The sequence below is a fragment of the Skermanella aerolata KACC 11604 genome, from assembly GCF_000936425.1.
GTDB lineage: Bacteria > Pseudomonadota > Alphaproteobacteria > Azospirillales > Azospirillaceae > Skermanella > Skermanella aerolata.
In genome coordinates this window covers 1-764 of record NZ_AVFK01000185.1, presented here as the reverse complement: position 1 = coordinate 764, position 764 = coordinate 1, and the positions used below count along the sequence as shown (strand labels likewise).

Annotated in this window: 1 protein-coding gene; it reads left to right on the top strand. The window is 73.7% G+C overall.

The window, feature by feature from the left end; genetic code table 11:
• Window positions 1-764: methyl-accepting chemotaxis protein (locus N826_RS39120; protein ID WP_044438056.1), on the top strand; the 764-nt coding region annotated here is incomplete at both ends.

Below are 764 nucleotides of genomic sequence, written 5' to 3'. Positions count from 1 at the left end.
GGCTCAGCGCCAGGCCCTGCAGGCCATGGCCGAGCGGGTCGAAAGCGAGGCCGGCGTCGCGGTTGCCCAGGTCTCGCGCCGAACCGAGGCGATGAGCCGGGAAGCGGAAGTGATGGCGCTGTCGGCGACCGGCATGACCGGCAACGCCCAGGCGGTTGCCGCCGCGGCCGGACAGGCCCTGGCCAATGCCCAGACGGTGTCGGCCGCCACCGAGCAGCTGACCGCCTCGATCCAGGAGATCACCAGCCGGCTCGGCGAGGCCGCCGCCATCACCAGCGAGGCGGTGGCGGCAGGCGACCGGACCGAGCAGGCGATCGGCTCGGTCGCGACCACGGTCGACCGGGTCGACGCGGTCGCCGCCCTGATCGCCGGCATCGCGGGGCAGACCAACCTGCTGGCGCTCAACGCCACGATCGAGGCGGCCCGGGCCGGCGAGGCCGGCAAGGGCTTCGCCGTGGTCGCCAACGAGGTCAAGACCCTGGCCGGCCAGACGGCCAGTGCGACCGAGGAGATCGGCCGGCAGCTGGCGGCGATCAAGAGCGTCACCGGCGAGGCGGTCGCCTCGGTCGCCGGCATGCGCCGTCACATCGACGCGGTGTCGGAGATCTCCTCGACGATTGCCGCCGGAATGGAGGAACAGAGCGCCGCGACGCGCGAGATCGCCCGCAGCGTGACGCAGACCGCCACGGCGGCGCACGATGTTTCCGAGCGCATCGCCACCGTGTCGCAGGAGGCACTGGCGACCGGCGCCACAGCGGGGCGGG